General features: G+C 40.3%; 18 protein-coding genes and 1 pseudogene. 17 read left to right on the top strand and 2 right to left on the bottom strand.

The features are described 5' to 3' along the window. The first annotated feature begins 40 nt into the window (after positions 1-40). The 3 genes from ACSLGF_RS09340 to blaBPU all read left to right on the top strand — a co-directional run bounded on the left by ACSLGF_RS09340 (position 41) and on the right by blaBPU (position 3230). On the top strand, positions 41-871 hold the full coding sequence (locus ACSLGF_RS09340; RefSeq protein WP_456004642.1) for a manganese catalase family protein: 831 nt from the start codon (positions 41-43) through the stop codon (positions 869-871). A 282-nt stretch (positions 872-1153) separates the two neighbouring features. Next, a complete protein-coding gene (locus tag ACSLGF_RS09335; RefSeq protein WP_456004639.1) occupies positions 1154-2323 on the top strand; it encodes an acyl-CoA dehydrogenase family protein in 1170 nt (389 codons plus the stop codon). Between the two features lie 118 nt (positions 2324-2441). Then, complete coding sequence (gene blaBPU, locus ACSLGF_RS09330) at positions 2442-3230, top strand: BPU family class D beta-lactamase (RefSeq protein WP_456004636.1); 789 nt, start codon at positions 2442-2444, stop codon at positions 3228-3230. A 55-nt stretch (positions 3231-3285) separates the two neighbouring features. Here the strand turns inward: blaBPU and cyoE are convergent, their stop codons facing one another. Further along, positions 3286-4191, bottom strand: coding sequence for a heme o synthase (gene cyoE, locus ACSLGF_RS09325; RefSeq protein ID WP_456004634.1), 906 nt, complete (start codon positions 4189-4191; stop codon positions 3286-3288). Between the two features lie 121 nt (positions 4192-4312). Here cyoE and ACSLGF_RS09320 point away from each other — a divergent pair, with 121 nt between their 5' ends. The 11 genes and pseudogenes from ACSLGF_RS09320 to ACSLGF_RS09270 all read left to right on the top strand — a co-directional run bounded on the left by ACSLGF_RS09320 (position 4313) and on the right by ACSLGF_RS09270 (position 11727). Beyond that, on the top strand, positions 4313-4915 hold the full coding sequence (locus tag ACSLGF_RS09320) for a TetR/AcrR family transcriptional regulator (RefSeq protein WP_456004631.1): 603 nt from the start codon (positions 4313-4315) through the stop codon (positions 4913-4915). Positions 4916-4994: 79 nt separating this feature from the next. After that, positions 4995-5687, top strand: a pseudogene (locus ACSLGF_RS09315) (RHS repeat-associated core domain-containing protein); the annotation flags it as partial. 5 nt (positions 5688-5692) lie between these two features. Further along, positions 5693-6061, top strand: coding sequence for a hypothetical protein (locus ACSLGF_RS09310; protein ID WP_456004628.1), 369 nt, complete (start codon positions 5693-5695; stop codon positions 6059-6061). A 465-nt stretch (positions 6062-6526) separates the two neighbouring features. Beyond that, positions 6527-7003: a hypothetical protein gene (locus tag ACSLGF_RS09305; RefSeq protein ID WP_456004626.1), complete on the top strand. Its 477-nt coding sequence runs from the start codon at positions 6527-6529 to the stop codon at positions 7001-7003. Positions 7004-7223: 220 nt separating this feature from the next. Beyond that, on the top strand, positions 7224-7571 hold the full coding sequence (locus ACSLGF_RS09300; protein WP_456004623.1) for a YxiJ family protein: 348 nt from the start codon (positions 7224-7226) through the stop codon (positions 7569-7571). 18 nt (positions 7572-7589) lie between these two features. Continuing rightward, positions 7590-7946 (top strand): hypothetical protein, encoded by a 357-nt coding sequence (locus ACSLGF_RS09295; RefSeq protein WP_456004620.1) that lies wholly within the window; start codon positions 7590-7592, stop codon positions 7944-7946. Positions 7947-8019: 73 nt separating this feature from the next. Then, a complete protein-coding gene (locus ACSLGF_RS09290; protein WP_456004617.1) occupies positions 8020-8886 on the top strand; it encodes an alpha/beta hydrolase in 867 nt (288 codons plus the stop codon). Positions 8887-8962: 76 nt separating this feature from the next. Next, positions 8963-9319, top strand: a complete 357-nt coding sequence (locus tag ACSLGF_RS09285) for a winged helix-turn-helix transcriptional regulator (protein ID WP_012010675.1) — start codon at positions 8963-8965, stop codon at positions 9317-9319. A gap of 345 nt (positions 9320-9664) precedes the next feature. Continuing rightward, positions 9665-10297, top strand: a complete 633-nt coding sequence (gene hxlA / locus ACSLGF_RS09280; protein ID WP_456004615.1) for a 3-hexulose-6-phosphate synthase — start codon at positions 9665-9667, stop codon at positions 10295-10297. Further along, a complete protein-coding gene (gene hxlB / locus ACSLGF_RS09275) occupies positions 10294-10851 on the top strand; it encodes a 6-phospho-3-hexuloisomerase (RefSeq protein WP_456004613.1) in 558 nt (185 codons plus the stop codon). The genes hxlA and hxlB overlap by 4 nt, the downstream gene beginning before the upstream one ends. A 150-nt stretch (positions 10852-11001) precedes the next feature. Next, a complete protein-coding gene (locus ACSLGF_RS09270; protein ID WP_456004610.1) occupies positions 11002-11727 on the top strand; it encodes a DsbA family oxidoreductase in 726 nt (241 codons plus the stop codon). Positions 11728-11761: 34 nt separating this feature from the next. Here the strand turns inward: ACSLGF_RS09270 and ACSLGF_RS09265 are convergent, their stop codons facing one another. Next, positions 11762-12862, bottom strand: a complete 1101-nt coding sequence (locus ACSLGF_RS09265) for a substrate-binding domain-containing protein (protein WP_456004607.1) — start codon at positions 12860-12862, stop codon at positions 11762-11764. A gap of 275 nt (positions 12863-13137) precedes the next feature. On the opposite strand from ACSLGF_RS09265, the gene ACSLGF_RS09260 reads away from it, so the two are divergent. The 3 genes from ACSLGF_RS09260 to araA are packed head-to-tail and all read left to right on the top strand — an operon-like array spanning position 13138 to position 16900. Further along, positions 13138-14763, top strand: a complete 1626-nt coding sequence (locus tag ACSLGF_RS09260; protein WP_456004604.1) for a xylulokinase — start codon at positions 13138-13140, stop codon at positions 14761-14763. Further along, positions 14757-15461: an L-ribulose-5-phosphate 4-epimerase gene (locus ACSLGF_RS09255; RefSeq protein ID WP_456004601.1), complete on the top strand. Its 705-nt coding sequence runs from the start codon at positions 14757-14759 to the stop codon at positions 15459-15461. Before ACSLGF_RS09260 ends, ACSLGF_RS09255 begins: the two co-directional genes overlap by 7 nt. A gap of 17 nt (positions 15462-15478) precedes the next feature. Next, entirely contained in the window at positions 15479-16900 is a 1422-nt protein-coding gene (araA, locus tag ACSLGF_RS09250; protein ID WP_456004598.1) for an L-arabinose isomerase, read from the top strand. Positions 16901-16949: the final 49 nt, after the last annotated feature.

Genomic DNA, 16949 nt, shown 5'->3' with positions numbered 1-16949 from the left:
GATAATTGAAAAGATGTTTATAAATAAGGGAGATGACATCATGTTTTATCACATCAAAGAACTGCAATATGAAGCAAAGCCCTCTAAGCCTGATCCACTTTATGCGAAAAAATTGCAAGAGGTATTAGGCGGTCAATATGGAGAGATCAGCGTGATGATGCAATATTTATTTCAAGGCTTTAATTGCCGAGCGGATCAAAAATATAGAGACTTATTGTTTGACATTGGAACAGAGGAAATTGGTCATGTCGAGATGCTGGCGACGATGATTGCACGATTACTTGATAAAGCACCGGTCAAAGAACAAGAACAGGCGTATCAAAGTGATCCAGCACTTGCAGCTGTCATGGGAGGGATGAACCCTCAACATGCAATTGTTGCAGGCTTAGGGGCAATGGCAGCGGATAGTCAAGGATATCCGTGGAATGCAAAATATATCATTGCAAGCGGAAATTTAATGGCTGATTTCCGGGCGAATTTGAATGCAGAGTCACAAGGGAGACTTCAAGTCACAAGGCTATATGAAATGACCGATGACCAAGGGGTCAAGGATATGCTCTCCTTTCTCATTGCTCGTGATACATATCATCAAAATATGTGGATTGCGGCAATTAAAGAATTAGAGGAAAGAGAAGGCGATGTTGTTGTACCAACCACCTTCCCGCGCTCACTAGAAAAACAGCAAGTATCCTATGATCTGTTTAACTTCTCAAGAGGGGAAGAAAGCAAGGAAGGCAGATGGGCACATGGCCGAAGCATGGATGGAAAGGGAGAGTTCAGATATATTTCTGCACCTGTCGTGTTCGGCTCTGCACCAAAGCTGAAACCAGCACCAAAGGAACTGTTTAACACACCAAAAAAAGGTGAGTAAATGAATGAGAAAAGTCGATCAGATGCTCGTGCCTGTTCGACTTTTTTATCGTCAAAGAGATCTTCCGCACGCTCACTCGTTTTTTCTCAGACAGCAAAAGCGAGCATGCGTCTGCCATCTTTGAAGGGTTAGTAGCTGCGATGATAGGAGGAGCACGTTCTTTTGACATATGTACTGACTATTGATAAAATTTAACACATTAAATCCTATAAGCAAAGTATGTTTTATTGATGTGAAAATAAGCATGTCATAGATAGAGAGAAACAGAGGAGATGGAATGTTTTGTCTAAAGCATTATTTGTTGATACAGACTTTCAAAAAACATGGCTCAATCAATTGGAATCACTTCGTCAATCGATAGAACAAACTGCAAAAGAACACGATGAAGGTGCTCATTTCCCCAAAAAGAATATCGAAGCCTTAGTGGAAATGGGGTATACGACCTTGTCTCTGCCTGCTGAATATGGGGGCGGAGGTCAATCTGTGACGGATATGGTTCTGTTTCAAGAGACGCTCGGAAGCATGGATGGAGCAACTGCCTTATCAATCGGCTGGCACCAAGGGGTTGTAGGCGAAATTTATGAAAAGAAACAATGGAATGAAAAGCAGCTGCAATTCTTTGCTGAAGAAGTGAAGAAGGGTGCCCTTGTCAACCGGGCTGTGAGCGAGACGCAGACAGGCAGTCCAACAAGAGGGGGCAAACCCGGGACAACAGCGACTAGATCAGGTGATAAATGGGTGATCGATGGCCGTAAAATTTTCACAACGATGTCACCAGCCCTCACATACTTTTTAGTTGGCGTGTGGATCGAAGAAAAAGAAGCGCTCGGCTTCTTTTTAATTCATCGTGATACAAAAGGTGTTTCTATAGAAGAAACGTGGGATGTTGTTGGCATGAGAGGAACAGAAAGCCATGATTTGATTTTGGATCAGGTTGAAGTCTCAGATGACATGCTCGTTGAAGTGCAAAAAAGGCCTCGAGGCGGTACGTTAAATCCTTGGATTGCACATATCCCTTCCTGTTATTTAGGGATTGCGCAAGCGGCAAGAGACTATGCTGTTCAGTACGCCATCACACATTCACCTAACAGCATCAGCGGGACGATTAGTGAGCTGCCGAATGTCCAACATCTGATTGGTAATATCGACTTACTGTTAAAGCAAGCGCGTCACGTCATCTATTCAACGACTAAATTGTATGAGCAGCCCGAGAAAAGAGAGCTATTATCCAATGAGTTCGGCGCTGTGAAGCATACAGTCGTCAATCATAGTCTGCAAATTGTCGATAAAGCCATGCGGTTAGTCGGCGCAAAAAGCTTAAGCCTTGGTTGTCCGCTTCAGCGTTACTATCGAGACATTCGTGCTGGACTTCATAACCCGCCAATGGACGATATGACGATTTCAAAAATAGCGAAGAAGGCCATTGAAGAGAAAAAAGCTAACGTGCATTAAAACGGAAAGCCGGTTGAAAGCGACTTTTTTTGTTGAAAAAAAGAGGACGAGCGGCTCTTATTTATCGTGGCTCACCATGCTACAATCGATTCAAATCATGAGAAAAGAGGCGAGTGTGTTGAAGAAAAGGCACATGAAATGGTTATTTTCCGGGGTGATGCTTGTGGCGCTATGTATCAGCCAGCCTTCTTCAAGTGAGGGAACATCTCCACAATGGTCAGTAGATGACATGATGAAAGACCGAGAAGGAACATTTGTGATTCAAGATGTAAAAGAAAAGTCGCCCTGGGTGTATAACAAAAAAAGAGCGAAAGAGCGCTTTGCGCCTCAATCGACATTTAAGGTGGCAAATGCCTTAATCGGACTTCAAACAGGCGCAGTAAGAGATGAATACGACATCAAATATTGGGATGGAGTGAAAAGAGAGATTGATCAATGGAATCGAGATCATACCCTCGGTTCTGGGATGAGATATTCAGTCGTCTGGTACTATCAAGCCATGGCGCGTGACATCGGGATGGAGCAAATGAATAAGTGGATCAAGACGATCCATTACGGGAATGAAGACTTATCTGGTGGAATCGATCAATTTTGGTTAAGCAGTACTTTACGTATTTCTCCAATAGAACAAGTCCGTTTCCTAAAACAGCTATATGAAGAGAGTCTCCCATTTGACCTAAACGTCATGAGAACCGTCAAACGAATGATGATTCAAGAAGAAGAGAAACACGCCACCCTATACGGAAAAACAGGCTCCGGCTCAGGCATCGGCTGGTATGTAGGTTTCATCAAGCATAAAAACAAAACCTACATCTTTGCCACAAATATAGAAGGTACAGGAACAGAAGCGAAAGACATGACCTATCGTATATTGAAGAAATATCATTTAATTGAAGCATCCGTTTAGGGTGCTTTTTTTATTCGTCCTATATGTTTATCTTCACAACTGAGGTTTTGATAAATCAAAAAATATTATGAATAAGAGAATAGATAATGATCGTTGAATAAAGAATTGTCATATAAATAAGCGAATAGCCAAACATGAATGTTGCCCACTTCTCGGAGTTCATCCGCTTGTAACCGAAAATACTTAAACATATCCATATAAGACCTAGAAGAAGTGACACAAACATAAGCCCAATGCTTAAAGAATAGAAAAGAAAACTGCTTAATGTGATCGCTATAATATAAAGATTCGTTTGTAAGTATGTTCTTTTCATTCCTTTTACAACAGGTAACATAGGAATGTTTGCAGCTTGGTATTCATTGTACTTTCTAATGGCTATTGAATAAAAATGCGGCATCTGCCAAATAATTGTAATGACAAACAACCCAATAATAGCAGGGTGTGTGATGTCTGGAAAAATAGCTGCCCATCCAATAAGGGGTGGCATTGCTCCAGAAATGCTGCCAATTTCCGTATTGTAAATGGTTCTTCTTTTACTCCATATTGTATAAGGAAAAATATAAAAAAATAAACCTATGAATCCTAGAGTAGCTGCTAGATAGGTTGTAAATGCTAAAAAGAACATTCCTATAATAGACATCATGATGCTAAGTCCCAGAACTGTTTTAGGATTGACTTCTCCTGTTACAGTAGGCCTATTTTTTGTTCTATTCATAACGAAATCTATGTCTCTATCATAGACATTATTTAAAGCGCCAGCAGCGCCTATCAATAAAATAGAGCCGACAAAAGCAAATAATATCTCAATAGATTTATCGATGATTTCAATTTGATATGTATATAATGCCAAGGTTAATCCAGCAAACATTGGGATCAAATTTGATTTAATAATTCCTGATTTAACTGTTTGAGCGATGATATCAGTTTTCCTTTTGTGAACTTTTTTCCCCATCTTTCTCATTGTCTTTCCCCTTTTCATTAGCAAGAATGCTGTACTTTAATAAACATACCTTGTGAAATTTACATACTAATTGGTATATTAATTCTATATGGTATGATTGTCAATAAAAGGAGGATGAGGAATGATTAGACAAAGGAAAACGCAAAAGGAAAGGAAAGAAGAAACAAGGAAATTACTTTTAAAGTCTGCTGTTGAGAATTTCGCCAAGTATGGTTTTCATGGGGTCTCAATTGATAAAATGACAGAACATGCGGGATTTAGCAAAGGGGCCTTTTATGCACATTTTTATTCTAAGGAAGAAATTTTTTTAGCTCTATTGGAGGAACAAATGCAATTACATGTAGAAAAAATCAATGCTTTCTTAGCTGATAAGCCTTCTCTTTTACACTTTCCAGAAAAAATGAATCAATACTCTATTTATAGTCGCGAAGCAAATCGGACGTGGAGTCTTTTAAATATGGAATTTCTTCTATATGCAATGAGAAATGAAGAAGTACGATATAAATGGTCAGATATGATCCTCCAATCGGTCAAACAAATAGCCCAATCCATTGAAAAGTTGATAAAGAAAGAGAATGTTACATGTACCCTTTCATCTGAAGAAATGGCATGGACGATCCTTTCATTGGAAAATGGAATGACCATATTCCATTATATTAGCCAAGATCATATACCTCTTGATTTATTAGAAAAATCTCTAAAGAAAATACTTTCACCTCAATAAAAAATCTTAGTTATTTTTGATAAAATATGACAAAAACAATTGTATCGTTATTGGACATGAAAAATGAGACGTTCCAACAAAAGTAAACCCATATCGCTATGCCGGTTACCGCTTCGACGAAGAAACAGGACTTTACTATTTAATCGCCCGCTACTATGAACCGAAAAATGGCATATTCCTATCACTTGATCCAGACCCAGGAAGCGATGGAGATTCACTAGATCAAAACGGATATACCTATGGAAACAACAACCCAGTCATGAATGTGGACCCGGATGGTCATTGGGTATGGTTAGTTGTTAATGCAGGCTTTGCGGTATATGATGGATACAAAGCTTATAAATCAGGCAAGGGCTGGAAAGGCGTAGCGGTTGCAGCCGCATCAGGATTTGTAGGTGGTGGAAAGTTAAAGGCTGCGAAAAAGGTATTTAGTGTTGGGAAGAAGTCTTATAAACTTTCAAGGAAGAAAAAAGGTGGAAAATATAGAGGTAATATAAGAACTAAAAAGAGGTTTGTACCAGACAGCTATTGGAGTAGAAAAGCCTCTTTTGTAGGGAAGCCAAATAGTCGAGTCACTCACTATCGATTAACCGAAGGTAGAAAGGAGAAATCGACTGTAATATATGATAAGTTCGGCCGTAAGAAATATCGAGTCGATCACTCTGATCATGGAATGCCAAAAACCCATTCAAAACCACATCTTCATGAATTTATTTATAAAAAGGGCTATGGAGATAGAGGTAAGAAAAAAACATATCATTTTTGGAGGTGAATGAAATGGATTGGTATATAGATAGTAAAATTCAAAAATTTATAAGAGATTTTGATGTAATCCATTTAATGCAATTGAACGAATTTCGTTATTACAAAGATTATAATGAAGCCTATGAAAAAATAAAGTCAATTGAATTAAACATACCGTATAAAAACTCAAAAGAAAATTTTGAAATACATCTAAAGTTTATAAATGTTAAATCTATTGAAATAAAAGATTTAGACTTTCATGAAGAATCGATATTAAGTTTTAACATATCAAAACTTAACAAAGGTTGGGAAAGATTAAACTATTTAGTTGAAGATTTCGAAGAACAGACCTTTAAATTCTATTGTGAAGATTATAAAGTTCTTAGTGTCTTAAAAGTGTGAAGTATTAGTACTGTGCAACTAAAAGATTAGGGAATTATGTCCCCCTTACTTAAGTAAGAGGGACTTTAATATATAAACATTTTCTGATCAAATTTTAAAACAGCACCAAAGTATTTCTTGTTCGAAGAATTTCATTGGTTATTATCGCTGACAGTTTGTGGGGTGTTAAGAAATCTAGCTTTAAATCATGAAGATGAATATATATTAATGGCGTATTAGATTGGATTTCAGTTGTATTTCCGAATCAAAAACTTCCTGACGATTTTAAAAAGGAACTCATTCGAAATTAGAAAAACTAGATAATGAATTTTATATATATTTACATCGTTCTGTATATTTGAAGATTAGATTTCATTCAATGTAAATGTAAACACGAACACTGACTGGAAATTATGGTCAGATTTTGATACTGTAGAATATTTTTAGTTTCGTCTGATGTTTTAAATTGATGAGGTGGAGCAATTAATGAGAATCGTATTAGCAAAAGAAAAAGATTTATTCGAAGCAAATGATTTAATAAAGAAAATCAATTTAAACGTAGAAGAGTATAATTGGGTCATAAGTGATGTGACACTCACAATGCTTCATGATCGAAGAAATCAATTCCATTCAGAAGTAATGCCGGATTATACGGATTTTTTATTTCTGAAGGGTGAACATTTCAAAAAATTCTTAAATGACTATTCTTATTCATTTATTTTCGCTGTTTTGACCGCATTGCCTCGTCATGTACATCATTTGAATATCAGTTCAATACCTCAAATTGAAGATAATGAACTATATTGGAACGTGAAATATACACCCGTTATTCCTCAAGCCGTTTTTGAAATCGGATTTTTTGATTCGACAGATGTTATTTTTACAGGAGATCAGAAAATCTTAAGCGAATTTCGAAAAAAAGCGGACTTTATTTCATTTGAAGAATATTTACAAACTTCGTGACATGATAAGAAATAGGAGAATACGTTAGGAGAGTGAATGAGATGTTTAGTAGTTTAGAAAGATGGATCGAATGCAGTTATTTAACATAAATGGGATGTTACTCGCAATAGAATCGAAAAAAGTATGTTTCGACTCACAGGAATTTATTTGCAGTGAATAGAAAAATCTCATTAAAGTCTAAATAAGATTTTAAAAACATTGAGAGAAAGGGTAAAGGTCCATGAACATCAGCCAAGATAAACAAGGCTTAATCAATGATTTGAAACAGCGTTATCAATACTTATTTCATTCCGCTTATCCAGATGATATCGTCTCTTTTGAGGAGGAAACCGGTATGTGCTCCGGAGATTTTTATATATTTTTTGCACTTGTTGCAGGCAGCTTGAGTTATGTGATCGATCATAAACGAATACCGAAAAAACAGTTAAACGTGCTGCTTCAGTCATTTGAAGAGCGATACCCTCAAATCAAATCGTTTCAACATATTCTTGAATCGTATCCTTTATTGCATGACTATATCCAGTACCATGAAGAAACAAGAAAACGAATCATTGCACTTATACAATAACCTCTTGGAGGACAAATTATGGCATGGTTTTTAGATGAAAAAATCCAGAATCAAATTCCTGATTTCGATGTCATCCATCTAAACCAAATCAATGAATTTCACTACTTTAAAGAGTATAATGAACATTACGACTTGATCAATTGTATTGCCCTGCACATCCCATACGAATCTGCGACCCATCAAGCAGACATCCATCTAAAATTCACCAATGTATCTTCTGTTCAAATCAAAGATTTGGATTTAACAAATGATTCTAGTCTCTTTTTGAACATTCAGCCTTTGGATAGAGACTGGGAAAACATCAATTATTTCATAGAAGATTTTGAAGAACAGTCTTTTTCTTTTTATTGTCAAATGATTCAAGTCATACAGTGATATCGAATGAGTCGTGCTAGTTTATCAGCATATTCACTAATCATGCTTCTCCATACCAACACAGAAAGGTGCAATGACATTGAAACGAATCACGAAATGGCTCTTATTTTTAGCTGTCATCGCTGGCTTACTGGTATGCGCATTCTTTGTGTTCCGTATCAACCAGCCTAAGCCGCCGACGAACATCCATTATGCAGACACACAAAACAAACAGCAAACACTCGATATGTATATGCCGAAGGGCAAAAATGAAGATAAGAAGAAGCATCCAGTCATGATCTATCTCCACGGCGGCGGCTGGACAGGCGGCGATAAGAACAGAGTCGCTTCAAAGGCTGATTATTTTATCCGTCAGGGATATGTCTTTGTCTCGATGAATTACCGGCTTCACCCTGATGCCAACTATGAGCAGATGGCAGATGATACGGCAAACGCTATTAAATGGGTCAAGGATCATGCGGATGAATATCAAATCGATTCATCAAAAATCAATGTCATGGGTCACTCAGCGGGCGGTCATTTGACGGCATTGGTTGCCACAGATTCGACTTACTTAAAACGTGTGGGGCTGTCGCCAAACACCATAAAATCCATCGTCGTTTTAGACGGTCCTTTAAACATCAATCAATTTATACAAGCCATACCATCGTACAAAAAAGTGTTTGGCAAACAAGAGGAAAACTGGACAAAGGCATCACCTGTCAGTTATATGAATCAAGCGAATTTACCGCCTGTTTATTTGGTCACGGGCTGGGAAAATCCTGAGGTGTACCGATTTGCAGAAAAACTGAATCATGATAAAGGCTCTCGGTTTGTTTTTCGGGTTCATTCGCTGAGCCACAGTGACTTGAATAAATGGTTTGGATCAGACAGGGCGCCAAAAGAAGCGCAAGAGATGACAAAGGCTGTTATGGATTTTGTGAATCGGCAGAATTCATAATGAAGACTGTATGCTCGACAATCCAATTTGCCGCAGTATATGATAATGCGTAAATGGTTAGTAATCAAAGGAGTGTATGTCGTTGTCATCACGTATGGAAAATAAAGTGTTCAATTGCGAAAAAGAGCTGACGCTGAATATTATCGGCGGTAAGTGGAAAATGCTGATTTTATGGCACCTTGGCAGAGAAGGGACAAAACGATTTGGTGAGCTAAAGTCGTTAATGCCTGGGATTACGCAAAGAATGCTTGTCAATCAGCTAAGAGAATTAGAGGAAGATCACATTGTGCATCGGGAGGTTTATCCTGTCGTTCCTCCAAAGGTTGAGTATTCTCTCACAGAACTAGGAGAAAGCTTAATGCCGATTTTAGAGGCGATGTATGATTGGGGAAAACAATATCTCGACAGCAATTTTTTAAAGGATGATAAATAGAAATACCTACGATAGACAAAGGGCTAAAATGACCTTTATTTTAGCCCTTTCAGCGTGATAGAAAACCTTTGCAGTCTAGGAAGGACGAGTACTGAGCGGAGCGAATGTGACATTCGTGAGCACCAGCGCGCAGGACTGACACCGAATGCGAGGGTTTGTCTACACGCTGAGATACTGGCCGAAAGACAGTATCTTTTTTGTAACCATATGCAAAAAAGTATAGTATGTAAAAAAAAAGTGCGTACTTGGATTGCTTCAATCCTGTTGTTATACTCATTTCATCGTTCAAGAAGCACCATTCGCGGAGCTCTTGAAGATGAGATGAAAAAACGGGAGTGAAAGTTGATGAAATTACAATTAGCATTAGATTTAGTGAATATACCGGAAGCGATTGAGCTGATCAAAGAAGTAGAAGCATCCATTGATGTGGTCGAAATTGGGACACCTGTTGTGATCAATGAAGGCTTGCGTGCTGTAAAAGAAGTCAAACAGGCATTTCCGAATTTACGTGTACTCGCTGACCTGAAAATCATGGATGCTGCCGGTTATGAAGTGCAGCAGGCATCCGAAGCTGGAGCGGATATCGTCACCATTCTTGCAGCGGCAGAAGATATGTCCATTCAAGGAGCGGTGAAAGAAGCGAAAGCAAGAGGCAAAGAAATTTTAGTAGATATGATTGGCATTAAAGATATCGCAGGCCGTGCAAAAGAGCTGGATGAGCTTGGAGTAGATTATATTTGTGTGCACACAGGCTATGACCTGCAAGCGGTTGGTCAAAACTCATTTGCTGACCTCATGACCATTAAACAAGTCGTCAAACAGGCGAAAACAGCGATTGCAGGCGGTATTAAGCTTGATACTTTACCTGAAGTCGTGAAATTAAACCCTGATTTGATCATTGTCGGCGGCGGTATCGCAAGCCAGGACAATAAAGCAGAAGTGGCTGCACAAATGAAGCAGTTGATCTCGCAATCATGAAGCCAAGTGACTATGTGAAAGCGATTCTAAGCGAGCTTTCTGAGCACTCGTTAGCTTTTCAGTACGAAGGAGCAGATCGGCTTGTCACAAGCATTTTAGCCGCACGGAAGGTTTTTGTGGCTGGTGCAGGCAGGTCCGGTTTGATGGGGAAATCATTTGCCATGAGACTCACTCATATTGGCATCCGTGCCTATGTCATCGGCGAAACGAATACGCCTTCCTTTACAGAAAAGGATCTCTTGATTGTCGGAACTGGCTCTGGTCAAACAGAAACATTGCTTGTGCTCACAAAAAAGGCAAGGGCGATTGGCGGGAAAATTGCGTCTTTCACGCTTTCAGCTGAGTCACCTATCGCTGATCTATCGGATGAGCTCATCTTACTCTCAGGTGCGCCGAAGGATCAACATGAAGGGAGCCATCATACCATTCAGCCGATGGGCTCGCTATTTGAGCAATCGTTGCTTCTGATGTACGATGCGGTCATTTTGCGGTTGATGGAAATGAAAGAGCTCGACACACATACAATGTACGGACACCATGCAAATTTAGAATAGTGACTTTTAAAGCCTTTCCTCTATTAGAAGGAAAGGCTTTTTTCTTATAAATGTAGAACAAAATGAATGTGGCTTGACATAACTGATTTAATGTAACTATAATAGTTACATCTTTAAAGAAAAAACGTAAGCAGTGGAAGGAAGATGAAGATGAAAGTGCAAATTTGGTCAGATATCGCCTGTCCTTTTTGTTATATAGGAAAAAAACAGCTAGAAACAGCGCTTGAGCAATTTCCGCAGAAGGAACAGATAGAAGTAGAGTTTAAAAGCTTTGAGCTCGATCCACATGCACCTGTTGAAGTCGATTATGATGTACATGATATGCTCGTCAAAAAATATGGAATGAGCCGCAGCCAAGCAATGGCGATGAATGAGCAGGTGAAGCAAGCCGGCAAGGTGAAAGGAATTGATTTTCAATTTGATCCGCTCGTTTTAACAAACACATTTGATGCCCATCGATTGGCGCAATATGCTGGTAAAATGGGAAAAGGCGATCTCGTGATGGGAGAGCTGTTTCAAGCGTATTTTACAGATGGAAAGCATGTTGGCGATCGCAAAACCCTTTTAGATATTGCAGAAAAAGCAGGCCTTGATCAGAAAGAAGTTCAGAAAGTCTTAGATGATCAAACGTTTGCTGATGATGTACGAAAAGACGAAAAAGAAGCGAGACAGCTCGGAATTTCTGCTGTTCCTTTTTTCTTAATAAATGACAAATATTCGGTTGCAGGTGCACAGTCAGCAGATACCTTCCTTCGTGCACTTGAAACGGCTTGGACAGAAGAAGCAGCTCAAGCTGAGAAGACAGACGACACCTCTTTTGAAGCCGCATGTGTAGATGGCGTGTGTGCAGTGCGATCTTCAAAAGAAGAGATTTAATCATATAAAAAAAAGAGCCTTCTGTGAAAAGGGCTCATTTTTTTCTTGCATCCATTTGTTTAATCGTTTCACCAGGAACGAGTTCAGGCTCATAAAACGTTTGATCAGGCAGATTCTTTTTTCCTTGTACGTTTTTAATCATCCATTCTGCTGCATCTCGGCCCATTTGCTCCTGAGGATGTGTCAGTGTTGTCAGCTTCACATGGGCATTTTTTTGGGCAATGTACGAATTATCCTGTCCAATAATCGAGAGATCACCAGGAATGGATAGCCCGATTTCGCTGCATACATTAGCCACTTCTAACCCAACCTCATCGTTATAGCAAACGAGGGCGGTCAGCTCATGCTGGTGCGCGATTAAGAATGTTTTGATATGATCCCCCAAATGCTGCTTCGATTCTGTATCGAAAAAGAGTACATGCTCAGGCAGGAAATTCAGCTTGGCTTCACCTAGTGCCTGAATATAACCTTTCATCCGGTATTTCCCCTGTAAATCATCTGTCTTTGAAATCAGCCCGATTTGTTGATGTCCAGAGGTGATCAGCTCTTTTGTGGCTAGATAGCTGGACTTGACATCATCTAAACAGAGAAAAGGAACCTCTAACTGCTCATAATAGGCATTGATCATAATGAGCGGTACGTCCTGTTCTTTAAAGGATAGGTAGTACGAAATGTTCGGGTTATATAAGTTGCTTTTTGTCGGCTCGACAATGAGTCCGTCCACACCAAAGGACAGCATCATTTCTAAAGCTTTTTTCTCCTGATCCACATCGTTATTTGTACTCGCCAATAACAGAGAATAGTTTTCTTCATTTAAGCGGCTTTCAATGCCTCGAATGATAGACGGGAAAATGTAATCGGATATGTATGTGGTGATAACCCCAATTGTTTTCATATGAGCATGTCCAGCAGGCTTTGTTTGATATTGATTGGTCACAAATGTACCCGAGCCTTTTTCACTTCTCAAAAATCCTTCGCTTGACAATTCCAAGATGGCTTTTCGAACCGTATGCCTGCTCACTTGATACATGTCCTGTAAGCTAGATTCGGTTGGAATACGCTCCCCGATCCGGTAATCCCCTGTGAGTATTTTGCTTTTTATATCATCGATAATGATCTGGTACTTCTTTTTCATCGTTTCACTTCTTTCCCAGTTGTTCATCTACTCGGATTGAGAAGAAATTGTATGGACATATTTTAACATGGTTGTCGAATCAAAAACAGGCGCTTTCACTTTTTGCCATGTCATCTTCAAAGAATATGGCGGTTTTTGTCTGATTATGTATGTACAATTATATTTATTATTGACATATGTACGTACAAATATGATATTATGTTTGTGCACAGAGAAAATCAATGAATCTAGAAAAAGAAATTTGAAACCGCTATCAACATGGGGGTGAACGTAGAATGAATCATGAAGAGACGGCCAAAGCCATGAAAGAAGGACGGACATCTTTAGGCATTGAATTTGGTTCAACACGAATTAAAGCGATTTTAATAGATGAAGCGTTTCAGCCAATTGCACAAGGTACATTTGAATGGGAAAGTTCTCTACAGGAAGGAATTTGGACGTACAACTTAATTGATATCATTACAGGTCTTCAAGTGGCGTATCGTCAGATGAAGGAGCAAGCTGAGCAAATGTACGGTGTGACCATTCAAACCATTGGCTCAATCGGGGTATCAGCGATGATGCATGGCTATGTTGCATGTGATCATACAGGAGAGCTCCTCGTCCCGTTCCGAACGTGGCGGAATGCAACGACGACCGAGGCGAGTCAAAAGCTAACGGATTTATTCCAATTTCATATTCCAGAAAGATGGAGTATTGCCCATTTATATCAAGCGATATTAGGAGAGGAAAAACATCTTTCCCGCTTAGAATATGTGACCACTCTGTCAGGATACATTCACTGGCTGTTAACTGGAAAGCAGGCCATTGGGATTGGCGATGCGTCGGGAATGTTTCCAATTGATGAAAGAACGAAGGATTACAGCGAAGTGATGCTCAATCAATTCGATGCATTGATTGCAGAAAAAGGCTACCCGTGGAAGCTGCGTCATCTTTTGCCGCGTGTCTATTTAGCCGGTGAAAAAGCTGGCGTGTTAACGCAAGCAGGAGCATCAATTTTAGATCAAGGCAAACATTTGCAGCCAGGTATTCCATTTTGCCCGCCAGAAGGCGATGCGGGAACGGGAATGGTGGCGACAAACAGCGTGGAAAGGCGAACAGGAAATATTTCAGTTGGGACCTCTGTTTTTGCCATGATTGTGTTAGAGCAGCATCTGACAGGTGTGTATCCAGAAGTGGATATGGTCACGACACCAGACGGACTGCCAGTAGCAATGGTTCATGCGAATAACTGTACAAGTGACCTAAACGCTTGGATGAATATATTTCGTGAAGCATTTGAAGCAATGGGCCAGCCAGTGGAGTCAGAAAGGTTATACGGAGCCTTATTACAGCAAGCCTTAGAAGCAGACCGTGATGGTGGCGGACTCTTAAGCTACGGCTATTATTCTGGTGAAAATATTACAAGATTGCCAGAAGGAAGGCCTCTTTTTGTCAGGGCCGCTGAAAGCCGCTTTAACCTCGCTAATTTCATGCGTACCCACCTTTTCTCTGCATTTGGTGCAATGAAAATAGGGATGGACCGCCTAAAAGAACATGAGCATGTTGTGATTGATCGTTTACTAGGACATGGCGGTTTATTTAAAACACCGCTCGTTGGTCAAAAAATGGTTGCTGCTGCGCTTGATACACCTGTATCAGTCGTTTCCACAGCCGGAGAAGGCGGTGCGTTTGGGATGGCTGTCCTTGCTTCATATATGGTCAATCATCAGCAGGAAACATTGGCTGATTTTCTAACACATCAAGTGTTTGCAAGCACAACAGAAGAGCTGGTCGAGCCCGATCCGCTCGATGTCAAAGGCTTTGAGGAATTTTTAAAGCGCTATCAAGAGGGACTCCCGATTGAAGAAGCGGCAGTAGCGTATCTGACGCCAAAGAAAGGAGTGACAACGGTATGTTAGAGCGGTTAAAAGAAGAAGTGTTTCAAGCGAATTTAGATCTGCCAAAATACGGACTTGTGAAATTTACATGGGGCAATGTCAGTGCGTGCGATCGTGACAGCGGTCTGTTTGTCATTAAGCCGAGCGGCATAGAGTATGACCGATTATCAGCAAAAGATATGGTCGTTGTTGATTTTGACGGTCAAGTAGTGGAAGGGGAATTCACTCCTTCTTCAGATACAGCCACACATGCTGTTCTTTATAGACACTTTGAGGAAATTGGCGGTATTTCACATAGCCATTCCATGTGGGCAACCGTATGGGCGCAAGCTGGTCTCGATTTACCGGCAATGGGCACGACTCACGCGGATACATTTTACGGCCCTGTTCCGTGCGCTCGATTTCTCACAGAAGAAGAAGTAAATCGCGGATATGAGGTGGAAACGGGCCGGCTGATCATTGAAACATTTGAGAAAAGAAAGATAGATGTGATGGCGGTGCCTGGTGTTTTGCTTCAAGGTCATGGTCCATTTACATGGGGGAAAGATGCAAAAAGTGCGGTAACGAACAGTGTGGTTTTAGACGAAGTAGCCAAAATGAATCTGTTTGCAAAGCAATTGAACGAATATGCGGAGCCTCTTCCGCAGCGAATTTTGGATAAACACTACTTAAGAAAACATGGTGCGCATGCGTATTATGGACAAAAACCTTCAAGATAAAGAAAAGAGGGATTTCTATGTTAACAAGTCAGAAAAAAGAATGTTGGTTTGTCGTCGGGTCACAGCACTTATATGGAGATGAAGCACTGCAGCAAGTAAAGGCAGATGCACAGAAGATAACGGATGCCTTAAATGAGAGCGGTTTACTACCTTATCCAATTATATTGCAGGAGCTGGCTGTCAGCGCGGATCAAATCACACAGCTGATGAAAGAGATCAACTATCGTGATGAGGTGATCGGTGTGATGACTTGGATGCACACATTTTCTCCAGCAAAAATGTGGATACGCGGTACGTCTCTTTTGCAAAAGCCTCTCCTGCATCTCGTCACTCAATATTATGAAAAGATTCCATGGGACACGATTGATATGGACTATATGAATCTCCATCAATCTGCACATGGAGACAGAGAGTATGGCTATATCAATGCACGCTTAAATAAGCAAAACCAAATTGTCGCCGGTCATTGGTCTAAACCAGAGGTGAAGCAGCAAATCGCTGATTGGATGGACGTCGCTGCTGCCTATCAAGAGAGCTTTCACATCAAAGTGGCACGGTTTGGTGACAATATGCGCCATGTTGCTGTGACAGAAGGAGATAAAATTGAAGCTCAGATCCAACTAGGCTGGACTGTTGATTACTTTGGGATAGGTGATCTCGTCGACTATGTAAACAGAGTGGAAGAAGCAGAAGTGGATGCACTATTTGCCGATTATTTGACGCAATATGACGTTAATGATGGGAGTTATTCGGTTGAAGAATGGGAAAGAAGTGTAAAAGTGCAAGCGCGATATGAAATCGCCATCAAACGTTTCTTAGATAAAGGCGGATACAATGCCTTTACGACAAACTTTGAGGATTTACATGGCATGAAGCAGCTGCCTGGACTTGCGGTTCAGCGGCTGATGGCAAAGGGATATGGCTTTGCTGGTGAAGGCGATTGGAAAACTGCCGCACTGGACCGTTTATTAAAGGTGATGAGTCATCATCAATCAACTGGTTTTATGGAGGACTACACGTATGAAATGACACCTGGGCAGGAAGCGGTGCTGCAATCTCATATGTTAGAAGTAGATCCAGCACTCGCAAATACGAAACCTGTCATTGTCGTGTCTCCACTTGGCATTGGAAATCGGGAAGATCCAGCGCGTCTTGTGTTTGATGGAAAAGCAGGGGAGGGCGTTGTTGTCTCCATCGCTGATTTTGGAACGCATTTCAAATGGCTGATTCAAGAAGTTGAGGCCTTTGAACCGCAGGAAGCAGCACCTCATTTACCAGTTGCCCGTGTGCTCTGGAAAATCAAGCCGAACTTTCAGGACGGAGTCAAAGCATGGGTCGAACAAGGCGGCGGTCATCATACAGTCGTGTCTCTCAATTTAACGGTTGATCAAATTGTTCATTTTACAAAGCTTGTGAATGCAGAATATGTGGTTTTATAAATGAAGGGTGAAATAGATTCTGCTGTTTACAGTAGAATCATTGGGTGAA

Source organism: Bacillus sp. A015, assembly GCF_053851875.1.
This window is presented reverse-complemented; position numbering and strand designations above follow the sequence as displayed.

What these genes read in the sequence shown, in the direction of transcription:
- cyoE (WP_456004634.1), bottom strand. Translation starts at nt 4,191, where the DNA reads ATGAGAAAGATGGGGAAAAAAGTTCACAAAAGGAAAACTGATATCATC.
- ACSLGF_RS09270 (WP_456004610.1), top strand. Translation starts at nt 11,002, where the DNA reads ATGAAAGTGCAAATTTGGTCAGATATCGCCTGTCCTTTTTGTTATATA.
- hxlA (WP_456004615.1), top strand. Translation starts at nt 9,665, where the DNA reads ATGAAATTACAATTAGCATTAGATTTAGTGAATATACCGGAAGCGATT.
- ACSLGF_RS09265 (WP_456004607.1), bottom strand. Translation starts at nt 12,862, where the DNA reads ATGAAAAAGAAGTACCAGATCATTATCGATGATATAAAAAGCAAAATA.
- ACSLGF_RS09295 (WP_456004620.1), top strand. Translation starts at nt 7,590, where the DNA reads ATGGCATGGTTTTTAGATGAAAAAATCCAGAATCAAATTCCTGATTTC.
- araA (WP_456004598.1), top strand. Translation starts at nt 15,479, where the DNA reads ATGTTAACAAGTCAGAAAAAAGAATGTTGGTTTGTCGTCGGGTCACAG.
- ACSLGF_RS09305 (WP_456004626.1), top strand. Translation starts at nt 6,527, where the DNA reads ATGAGAATCGTATTAGCAAAAGAAAAAGATTTATTCGAAGCAAATGAT.
- hxlB (WP_456004613.1), top strand. Translation starts at nt 10,294, where the DNA reads ATGAAGCCAAGTGACTATGTGAAAGCGATTCTAAGCGAGCTTTCTGAG.
- ACSLGF_RS09260 (WP_456004604.1), top strand. Translation starts at nt 13,138, where the DNA reads ATGAATCATGAAGAGACGGCCAAAGCCATGAAAGAAGGACGGACATCT.
- ACSLGF_RS09290 (WP_456004617.1), top strand. Translation starts at nt 8,020, where the DNA reads ATGACATTGAAACGAATCACGAAATGGCTCTTATTTTTAGCTGTCATC.
- ACSLGF_RS09300 (WP_456004623.1), top strand. Translation starts at nt 7,224, where the DNA reads ATGAACATCAGCCAAGATAAACAAGGCTTAATCAATGATTTGAAACAG.
- ACSLGF_RS09340 (WP_456004642.1), top strand. Translation starts at nt 41, where the DNA reads ATGTTTTATCACATCAAAGAACTGCAATATGAAGCAAAGCCCTCTAAG.
- ACSLGF_RS09320 (WP_456004631.1), top strand. Translation starts at nt 4,313, where the DNA reads ATGATTAGACAAAGGAAAACGCAAAAGGAAAGGAAAGAAGAAACAAGG.
- ACSLGF_RS09255 (WP_456004601.1), top strand. Translation starts at nt 14,757, where the DNA reads ATGTTAGAGCGGTTAAAAGAAGAAGTGTTTCAAGCGAATTTAGATCTG.
- ACSLGF_RS09310 (WP_456004628.1), top strand. Translation starts at nt 5,693, where the DNA reads ATGGATTGGTATATAGATAGTAAAATTCAAAAATTTATAAGAGATTTT.
- ACSLGF_RS09285 (WP_012010675.1), top strand. Translation starts at nt 8,963, where the DNA reads ATGTCGTTGTCATCACGTATGGAAAATAAAGTGTTCAATTGCGAAAAA.